This window comes from Sinorhizobium terangae (genome assembly GCF_009601505.1).
GTDB classification, from domain to species: Bacteria; Pseudomonadota; Alphaproteobacteria; order Rhizobiales; family Rhizobiaceae; genus Sinorhizobium; species Sinorhizobium terangae.
In genome coordinates this window covers 1-7,071 of the sequence record NZ_WITC01000024.1, presented here as the reverse complement: position 1 = coordinate 7,071, position 7,071 = coordinate 1, and the positions used below count along the sequence as shown (strand labels likewise).

The 7,071-nt window shown below is 59.9% G+C and carries 3 protein-coding genes and 2 pseudogenes; 3 read left to right on the top strand and 2 right to left on the bottom strand.

All coding sequences use genetic code 11. The features are described 5' to 3' along the window. Both GHK62_RS04680 and GHK62_RS04675 read right to left on the bottom strand, forming a co-directional pair. Positions 1–1,759, bottom strand: a 1,759-nt coding sequence (locus tag GHK62_RS04680) for a formyltransferase family protein (protein ID WP_272950331.1), incomplete at its 3' end; no start/stop codon positions are given. A gap of 1,207 nt (positions 1,760–2,966) precedes the next feature. Further along, a complete protein-coding gene (locus GHK62_RS04675; protein ID WP_153437164.1) occupies positions 2,967–3,353 on the bottom strand; it encodes an ectoine synthase in 387 nt (128 codons plus the stop codon). A 781-nt stretch (positions 3,354–4,134) separates the two neighbouring features. On the opposite strand from GHK62_RS04675, the pseudogene GHK62_RS33830 reads away from it, so the two are divergent. From GHK62_RS33830 to GHK62_RS04655, 3 genes and pseudogenes are all read left to right on the top strand, one after another. After that, a pseudogene (locus GHK62_RS33830) lies at positions 4,135–4,663 on the top strand (ATP-binding cassette domain-containing protein); the annotation flags it as partial. A gap of 267 nt (positions 4,664–4,930) precedes the next feature. Next, a complete protein-coding gene (locus GHK62_RS04660) occupies positions 4,931–6,322 on the top strand; it encodes an amidase (protein ID WP_153437163.1) in 1,392 nt (463 codons plus the stop codon). 135 nt (positions 6,323–6,457) lie between these two features. Beyond that, positions 6,458–7,071, top strand: a pseudogene (locus tag GHK62_RS04655) (isocitrate/isopropylmalate family dehydrogenase); the annotation flags it as partial.

The window sequence follows — 7,071 nt, the reverse complement described above, 5'->3', positions numbered from 1 at the left end:
CGTCGGCCGGCAGGATGTCGATGCGGCCGACCGGCTGCGCGGCATCGGCGATCACACCACTCAAGAGATTTTGCAGATGCTGCGTCATGCGATCGATCTGCTTGGCTGCCAATCGATTGGCATCAAAATGCCAGCGGAAGCTCCCATCCACAGCGCAAACCTCAAATGTCAGCACCTCACCGCATTGGGGTGCCCCAGCGCTTTGGCTCGACGGCAGATCGCCAGCGGCAGAATAGCTATTTGCGGTAATCGTGATGCCAATCGGCCAAGGCCGGCGCGACCGTAGCGCCTTCACGGGCCGCAAGGTCGGGCAGCGCGCGATAAGATCCCGGGCAAAGCTATCGTGCTCCTTCAGCCGATGCCATTCGGCCGCCACTGCCCTGCGCACTGCTGCAAAATCTTGGGCTGGATCAATGGTGTTTTCCATTGGCACGACAGAAGCGATCAGGGCCTCCACCGCTGGCAAGCCGGCTCGCGAAGCTTGCGGCGCCGGCGTCCACCCCAATTGAAACTCTGTTTCTCCCGTAATGCGGGCGAGATAGATCAGCCAAGCCGTTACCAAGTATTCCGTGCGATCGAGTGGCGACAGTCTAGCCAAAGCACTTGCAATGAACCACGAACTCGACTGCCATCCGAGCGGCGCTTGAGCCACGGGCGACGACGGAAAAGGAAGCTGCAATGTTCGAAGCTGCTTTAGCCGCTGTCGCCAAAAATCCTCTGAAGGCGCCAGCAATTCATGGGTGACAGTTATGCTGCGCGCCTGTTCATCGCTCAAGATCGGAAGGCGATCACCTTCATCCAGATTGGAGCGCCTGGCGAGGGCTCGCGCGTCCAGCACCTCCCCATCGGGCTCGCCAAAGCAAACATCGACATTCTCTGTACCCGTCGCCACACGCCAATGGCTGGAGTGGACTTCAAGCAGGCGACCTGCCGGAACGTCCGAGGGTCGAGCCAACACCTCCAGGCGTCTGACTGTGACAACCTCATCGCCAATGAGAACCTTGGGCAGACACATTGGATTGGGATGATATGGCCCAAAGTTTAAGGCACGCGTCATCGCTGACAGATCTTGCGCGGAGCGGTCCCATCGCAGACAGCCTGCCGCATCTGGGCGCCGGCGGCTCGGAAAATAACTTCTGTCCACCAGCACCTGCGGATAGGCCGTAAGCTTCCCCTTCTCAAGGCCAGTTAAGAGGTCGCGGAAGCCCTCAATCGCGGCTTCATGACACTTAAGATTCAGGCTCCACGCCGTATCGTTCGGCGTAATCAGCACTTGGCGCTGAACCACGACGTCACCCGTATTAACACCATCATCGATCCGATGCCACGTGATGGCATATTCGGTCTCTTGCGCCAGCAGCGCCCAAGACGCTGCCTGCGTTCCCGCATATCGCGGCAATGGACCGTCGTGGTAATTGAAAGCACCTCGACGCGCTCGCCCAAACACGTCCGGTGGCAATATGAAGGGATTGGCGATGGAGAAAATCCAATCTACCGGCTCAGCCTCCAAAAAAGAGCAGAGCTCTTCAACGCTTTCCCTGCACGGGATATTAGCGCGAGCCGCCCACTCTGCGAAGATGGCGTCGTCACACAGGGCCGCACCAATGACGTGGCCCATCGCCATTGCCAGCTGAGCGCAGCGGATTGCAAGCGTACCACCGCCAACAAAGACGGTGGAGGAGATCGATGGTGCTGCAGGATGCCTATCCTGATCGCGTTCGCAGCCACGGCCGCGCACCGGAGAAGACCGATATGCCATCTTCATCCCTCCCGCACTCACCCACGAAGTTGCGCGGTTCCCGCCCTACGCGCCGACCCACGTAATCGGTCACACTGGGTCGGATCTGCTCGGGCCGTGCAATCGTTTGTGTAATCTGGCGTGCATTGACTGGAGCGAAACTCTTGCGCTGAGCTCGACCTGCCTAGTATCCGCACCAAGCTCCCACGCCCAAATATTGTCGACGGCAGTATCGCAGTTGCCACCCTCGTCTGAGTTTCGGTGAGCGTGATCATTGGACGACTTCTCCTCTGTCTATGCGCCTTTCAAGAGGACTGCATATATCGTGCCTAAGGTGAAATCGTTCTCAATCAATACGATAGCCATGACACTGCTATGTCACGTATCCCACATCGTCGGACATCGTCCCATCGATCGCTGTCAGTCGGCACAAGTGTTCCGGAATCTCGGCCATGTATTCCCGGCAAAGAAAGCGACCCTGGAATTTCAAAGTGATTTTTCCAGCCCGGCCTCACCGTTTTGTCGTTTTGTCGGGTAAGCCCCTGATATTCGGATGAATGAGTTGATTGAGTCCAGCGGCTCTCCCGGTGGATCGCCGGGCGGTGCATCTTCAGTTTTGGACCCAACTTGATCCAAACAGCGCAACCGCTTACTTCTCAACGAACGCTCTGGACAAGGAGACGTAGCTGGCTTCTTTCGTCTTTCATTCGACGCGGCGGCCAATGTCGCCTCGAGACAGGACAAAATCCCGTGCGGAGCCACATGGTGACGCAATATCTTACCGGGTGTTTCACCGCCTCCTTCGCAATTCAGGGCAGTGGAGGCGGCCGAGGTATCCGGCCGTGCCCCCGGGTAGCATGTCCGCTGCGACATCATTGATCAGGACAGTATTCGCGGCCTCTCGTGTCCGACAAAATGAGAATGGGGCCAATTCCTCGCTTCGCCTACAAGTGGCAGATCATCGTCACTTCACATTCGATTCATCGACCCAGGATCTGCTTTAGGCGACGACCTTCCAAATCTTCCCAAATCTTCGCATGTGACTAAACCGCGCCGAGTTCGCCCGGATGCTCCGACTTCTGAGAAAGCGGGCCGAATGACCAAGACAACGACACATTTTTCCGCTGAGGTTCTTCGCCCGTGCGGTGCGAATGGTGTTGGGCCGCTAAGGTGAATATTCCTCGCAATGAGCGCCGTTAATATGAGATCTGGCGTTTATTCGCCTTGATCAATATCCTGAGCCTGCCGGGTCGTTGAGCTTGTGGCGCTCGGTTCCGTTGAGGGGCGGGTTGAAGATACTGACGAGGATCAGGTCCTTGTCGCGGCCCCCGCGCAGAATATGCTTGTCATGCTTGTCAAGCACATAGATGTCGCCCTTGCGGATGGGGAAGACATTACCGTCCATGTCCTCGACCTCACCCTCTCCTGCGATGCAGTAGCAGGCTTCGAGATGATTACGGTATTGCAGCAGCGAGACGGTGTTAGCGCGCACAACGGTGTGACAGATGCTAAAGCCCATGCCGTCCTTATCCGTCAAGAGGCGGTGGCTAGTACCATTGCCCCACTCGACGAAGTGGTCGGTCGCTTCAACATCGTTCAGGCTACGCACAATCATAGCGCTATCCTATTCTTAACTTTGATTGCAGGAATACAGGTTTAGTCATTATTGTGGGAGCTGGAGGCCGCTGTTCTGACCTAGCTGACTTCTGGCAGCGGTCCAACCGGATGTAACGTCTAACTCGTCATGCGTGATGTTTAGTCGAGGCATTTTCCGATCTCTACAATCGACGCCAGACCTGTAGCACTTGGTTTGACCCTTTCAAGCAGACTGCCTTTTCCCTAGATCGTTGACGACTCGCTCTACGTCAGTTCGAGGCATAGCTGCTTCTTTCGTTCATTTTACCAGACTAGCTGCCCGCTCTCGCAAGCGGTCGGAGACGATGCCGTGAACAAGCAAGCGCCATACCAACCGGGAAACTTCTGACCTTGCGGGTTTCTGATCCTAAGCATTTGTCAACTTCCTTGTCTGCTTCTTGACAATACGTCGGACATCAGAGACTGCTGTGTTGGTGTCTTAATGTTTTTCAATGGTTCTGGTTTGGCGCGGCAGTTGCTCGGACAAAGGCACAACCCTGCCGCACGAACGAGCAGGAGTTCCTCCATTCAGCCTTGCCGAACAGGCAGTCACCAACCGAACATCAGTGGCAAGCGACGCCCGTCTCCAGTCCCATCACGGCGCGGGCAAGAGTCGATTTGCCCGAGCCGCTTTCCCCACGATGCCAAGGCTACCGATCTGGTGCGCGAATACCACCTGCCGCGCCCGCGGATCTTTTCGAAACAAAGCATTTGACCCGCGGAAAGCTCGATGTTGACGCCGTGCAAGACGCGCATGCTAGGATCCCTACGGCTCGCTCGACCCGCGCCATATGGTGCGAACGATCATCGCCGAGCCGATCGTTTCGCTGGAGCGCGGGACGAGCATCGCCGAGCGCAACCGGCGCGTTGCGGAAGTGCTGGACGCCGTTGACCTGCCGCTGGCTTCGGCCGACAAATATCCGCACGAGTTCTCCGGCGGTCAGCGTCAGCGCATTGCCATTGCCCGCGCGCTGATCACCCGACCGGCGCTGATCGTTGCCGACGAGCCGGTTTCGGCGCTCGATGTGTCGATCCAGGCGCAGGTCTTGAAGCTGATGATGGACCTGCAAGAGAAACTCGGCCTCTCCTATCTGTTCATCAGCCACGATCTCGGCGTCGTCCGCGCCATCACCGACCGGGTCGCTGTCATGCATCTCGGCCGGATCGTGGAACAACGACCGACGGACGACGTATTCGACAACCCCCGTCACCCCCTACACGCAGGCGCTTGTCGCCGCCGTGCCCAGGCCCTTCTCCGGGCGCCGCAAGCGGTTCCGGTCGGAGACGCCGACTCAACCGCCCGTCCACACCGCCACCACCACCGTCGGCTGCGCCTATGCCGCCATCTGTCAGCGCAGGCAGGATATCTGTCTGACCCAAACACCCATAGCCAAGCCGGTGACGCCGGCTTGGTCCGCCCGCTGTCACTTTACCTAGATCGTTCCATTGTCTCACAGGAACAGTGAGATGATCTAACTCTTTGAAATTGCGCAATTCCGGACGGAAAACCGTTTCACACCTCTCGCGGCATTGCTCTCATTGAAGGAATTTTCGCCCATGTCCGATCTCGCCGATTTCTCCGCTGTCGACCTTGTCGAGGCTTACCGCCTGCGAAAGCTCTCTCCTGTCGAGGTCGTTGAGGCCGTCATCGCGCGCATCGATGCCTTGGAGCCGAAACTCAATGCGCTGTGGGCCTATGATCCCGACGAAGCACGCAAGGCGGCGAAGGCATCCGAAGCACGGTGGGCGGAGGGCGAGCCTCTGGGCGCGATCGATGGTGCGCCGGTGACGATCAAGGAGAACATCGCCACGAAAGGCACGCCCGTGCCGCTTGGCTGCGCTGCCGTGCCGCTGGTGCCGGCCGCCGCCGACGCGCCGCCGGCAGCGCGCACCCGCGAGGCGGGCGGCATCATTTTGGCCAAGACCACCATGCCGGATTACGGCATGCTCTCCTCCGGCCTTTCCAGTTTCCACAAGCTGGCCCGCAATCCATGGGACCTCTCAGCCAGTCCCGGCGGATCGAGCGCCGGAGCGGGAGTGGCTGCGGCAGCCGGTTACGGCCCGCTCCACATCGGCACCGATATCGGCGGCTCGATTCGGCTGCCGGCCGGCTGGTGCGGCGTCGTTGGTCTGAAACCATCCGCGGGCCGAATCCCGATCAATCCGGCCTTCATCGGTCGTGTGGCCGGGCCGATGACCCGCACCGTGGCCGACACGGCGCTCTACATGTCGGTGCTTTCGAAGCCGGATGCCCGCGACACCATGGCCCTGCCCTATGCCGATATCCCTTGGCTCGACCTTGCCCGTGACGTGAAAGGCCTGAAGATCGGCCTCTGGCTCGAGGCCGGCTTCGGCCAAACTGTCAGTGAAGAAACCGAGCAGGCGGTCAAGCAGGCGGCAAAGCTCTTTGCCGACGCCGGTGCAATCCTCGAGCCCGTCGCGCCGTTCCTCACCCGCGAAATGATCGATGGTCTCGACCGCTTCTGGCGGGCGCGCGGCTGGGAAGACGTGTCGCGCTTGGCGCCGGAACAGCAGGCGCAGATCCTGCCCTATATCTTCGACTGGATCGAAACGGCCAAGGACTTCTCCGGCCGCGACGTCTATACCGGCTTCACCCAGATCGAAAGCATGCGCAACGCCCTTCACGCGGGGCTGACGGGGTTTGATTTCATCCTGTCGCCGACGGCACCGACGCCATCCTTTCCCGCCGAATGGGCCTCGCCGATAAACGACCCGCAGAAACCGTTCGAGCACATTGCCTTCACCGTCGCGGCGAACATGGGCGGGCAGCCGGCGATCTCGATCAACTGCGGCTATGCCGCCAACGGATTGCCGATCGGGCTGCAGATCATCGGCCAACCGTTTGACGACATCGGCGTCCTGCGTCTCGCGCGGGCCTTCGAGAGCCTGCGTCCGCAGCAGCGGCCCTGGCCGAAGGTCGCCGCATGAGCGACGCGATGCGCTACACCGTCGAGAGCGGCAACCTGGAGAACATCATCTCCCGCTGCTCGATATCGTTCGCCGCCTCGGCGTCAGCGTTTCGAACGCTTGCCATCGACGTGGACGGCGGCAAAGCGAACCTTGAGATCGCTTGCCGCCGATGCCGTGCTCTTCGGCGCTGTCGGCGGACCGAAGTGGGATGGCAACGACACGCAGGTCTACGACACCTACGAGATCGAGCGCATCGCCGGCGTCGCCTTCGAGCTCGCACGCACGCGCAAGAACCGTGTCTGCTCGATGGAAAAGCGCAATGTGATGAAATCGGGCGTGCTCTGGAACCAGGTCGTGACCGAAACGCACAAGGCGAAATATGCCGATGTGCAACTGGAGCATATGCTGGCGGATGCCGGCGGCATGCAGCTGGTGCGCCAGCCGAAGCAGTTCGACGTGATCGTCACCGACAATCTGTTCGGCGACATGCTGTCCGACGTCGCCGCCATGCTGACGGGCTCGCTCGGCATGCTGCCCTCCGCCTCGCTCGGCGCGCCGGATCCGAAGACCGGCAAGCGCAAGGCGCTCTACGAGCCCGTGCACGGCTCGGCACCGGACATTGCCGGCAAGGGCATTGCCAACCCGATCGCCATGATCGCCTCCTTCGCCATGTGCCTGCGCTATTCCTTCAACCTCGTGAAGGAAGCCGACAACCTCGAAAAGGCGATCGCCAACGTGCTCGACAAGGGCATCCGCACCGGCGACAT